Source organism: Aporhodopirellula sallentina SM41, assembly GCF_000346505.1.
Taxonomy (GTDB): Bacteria; Planctomycetota; Planctomycetia; order Pirellulales; family Pirellulaceae; genus Rhodopirellula; species Rhodopirellula sallentina.
Map to the genome: position 1 here is coordinate 1 of NZ_ANOH01000083.1, position 2,779 is coordinate 2,779.

Here is a 2,779-nt window from a genome sequence, read left to right on the forward strand (position 1 = left end):
ATAACGTCCGGCGTCACCGGGCGGGGGGAGTAAAGTTGTCCATTTCAAATCCGCCTGCAAGCCCCGCTCCGTGTGCACGCCATGGTTATCCGTCCGATGGATTGCGGACGTCGCGGATTGGTGAACGGGAATTTGCGGCAGAAACCCACTTATGCACTCTGTAAAACGAAAAACACGAATACGCAACGAAGGCAATGCACATCGCGACTGGAAGCGGAGAGATGCGACTGGATGCCAGCCCGACAGCAATGAAGATGACGCCCATCACGCCAACGAAGGCAGGCGATAGATACGCGTTCGCGTTCGTCACCGGGGCCGTGTTGCGACTCCGGTCGATTAGAGCGTTGAGGGCAATAACGGCGTCTAGGCAAGTGTCAGTACATGCCAGGCCGTCACCCGTATCTGTTAGGCATGCATGGCAAATTGCCTTATTGCAGTGTTTGCAGATGCCAACCGCTGCCGCGTTGTTGTGGTTAAAGCAATTCATTTTAGTCGGATAACGGCGGCCATCACCGGGGACGGCGAGTTGATTTTCCATTTGTAAACGCGTGATGCCGTCCTCCGTGTGCACGGCATTGTTACCCGCATGTTGGTTGGGTTGTCGTTAATCCGCTAGGCGTGGATCGTCCACTGGAACGATATAGAACCACTGGCCATTGAAATTGAATTGTTGAAGGCCCAGGGAAACTTCCTGGGTCTTAGGCCCTGGTTTCTCGAATGGTTTACTTGATTCAGCATCGTTGCCAACCTTGGATTCTTCGATTGGGTCTAATCGATAAACCGGACCAAATCCTGGTGTTGCCGGTGAGACCAAGACCTGACGAGATGGGTAACTCTGCGAGGCGCCCAAATGGCTTTCGAGTATCGATATTCGTTGTTCAAGTTGGTCGATACGAGCAAGAAGTGCGGCAGACTCAGAATTCGGTGCAAGCGTATGATCGATTGCGAAACGCGAGTCTGCTTCGGCCGTTCCGGTGGCACCGCCGTAAGTCCGTTTTGCGCCATCAGCCTGGCTTTGCAGGTCGGTTCTGACCGGTGACGAGTCGCCCGCGCCTGGAGCTCCGCCTAAGCAGGCGGATACGAACGCAAAGGTTAGGATCAGAGATAGAGTTCGCATCAGTTTGCATTTTCATTATGTGAGTACGAAATAGAAACCGTTCAGTCGGGTAACGGTTGCCATCACCGGGCACGGAGAGTGATGTATCCATTTGTGAAAACTTGCAAGCCGTGCTCCGTTTGAATGGCTTGGTTATCCGCCGTCTTCGGGTCAAGTCAGTGCCACGAAGCGCCGCAATGAAAACATTGCTTTGCCTTTGAGGTTCGCAGTTGCTTCCCGCACTCAGGGCAAGGGATGGCGTCGTCGGCAGTATAGTCGTCGTGAGTTGGGGTCGGTCGCCCGGCCATCATGAGGCGTTGCTTAGGTTTCGGTCCCTTGATGTCAGGGTGTGACATTTCGCGGTTCCATGTGGTGAAGACCAGTCCATTCGTTGCCGTTTGGAGCGCAAGCTGGGTCTCAATTAGCGTGTTCGCGTCATTTCGCACCGCGGAAAGTGCGTCAAACACTAACTCGAAGCGGCAGTCACAGGATTCGAGAAAGTCTTGATATACAGTGTTGTCGCCAAGGCGGATCGCGTCACGCAGCACAGTCGTGCCATTTCTGCGGAAGATGCGTAGGGAAGGGCCGTTTTGAGTCGCCAGCGTGAAACCGTCATCAGTAAAGTCAATTGTGGTGCCGGTGCGATCAAGTAGCTCGGCCGCCTCTTCGATCGTGATGCCGGGGGAGCGAAACAGTATGTGGCAGCCTTCACGCATTGTGCTGTATCAGGATACGATAGGATTTCAGTCGGGTAACGTTACGGATCACCGGGCGGCGGCGAAAGATCTTCCATTGCCAAAACGCAAACCACCGCCGCTCCGGTGCATCCGAGGGTTATCCACCGATTGCAGGCCTAGCGGGAACGGATTTGGGCGCATCATACGACCATCCCTTCTTCATCCAGACGTTCGACTCATCGCCGAAATAGACGCCACCAAACGCCGATTCAGGACCATAGAAGGTGATGTGAGGGCCTCCGTCGCCGGCCGCTACCTTAGACAGCTTGAAGGCGTTCGTTCCGCGTTTCACTTTCATCCGTTGTGAATCAAGTTCAGTCGAGATTTCCGCTGGATCGTTGGGCTTCGGGTTTCGCGTCGTGTAGAAGCATAGCCTCGCTTCATCCGTTGAGTTCAGCGTGTAGGTTCCGGTAACCGTAATTGTTGCACCTGCCTCGAATCCGTCGCCGGATGAGGTAACCGACTCAATGGTCACATTGTCACCGTTGAAGAACTGGGCCTCTCCGATACGAAAGGCAACGGGGTTGTCAGCCATCGCAGCATTGGTCGTAAGGATCGACAGTGTGGAAAGCATCGCAAAGGTTCTGATGTTCATTTCGGCTCTCGGGGGAAGGAAGACAATCGGATTTCAGTCGGATAACGATTAAGTTCACCCGCTTAGCAAGGGAAACTCTCCACCTTGCTAACCCGCGTGACGCTAAGCGGGTGCAACGCTTTGGTTGTACTGTGCCGCCAGGGGGCGTGCTAGGTCGAGCCGTCGTCGCCTTAGCGTTTTACCGGTGGCGCGGTCTCTTGGCAGGGCCAAATCCGAGCGTTCTGGCTGACGCAACTCGATCTCCAGGTGCACCTTCGGTGTCGTCGGTGACAAGTATTTCGGTCGTGTCTGAGAACGCATCATGCGATCTGTCCATAGTTTCGTTTGACAAACGCGGACTTCAGGGGAGAA

Annotated in this window: 3 protein-coding genes; all 3 read right to left on the reverse strand. The window is 54.6% G+C overall.

What is annotated here, in order from left to right; translation table 11 throughout:
* Positions 1–1,272 precede the first annotated feature (1,272 nt).
* Positions 1,273–1,812 (reverse strand): hypothetical protein, encoded by a 540-nt coding sequence (locus tag RSSM_RS34510; protein WP_008675051.1) that lies wholly within the window; start codon positions 1,810–1,812, stop codon positions 1,273–1,275.
* 118 nt (positions 1,813–1,930) lie between these two features.
* On the reverse strand, positions 1,931–2,428 hold the full coding sequence (locus tag RSSM_RS04580; protein ID WP_236620936.1) for a hypothetical protein: 498 nt from the start codon (positions 2,426–2,428) through the stop codon (positions 1,931–1,933).
* 102 nt (positions 2,429–2,530) lie between these two features.
* Positions 2,531–2,779 (reverse strand): hypothetical protein (locus tag RSSM_RS34515; protein WP_236620937.1); only part of this gene is annotated, 249 nt, incomplete at its 5' end.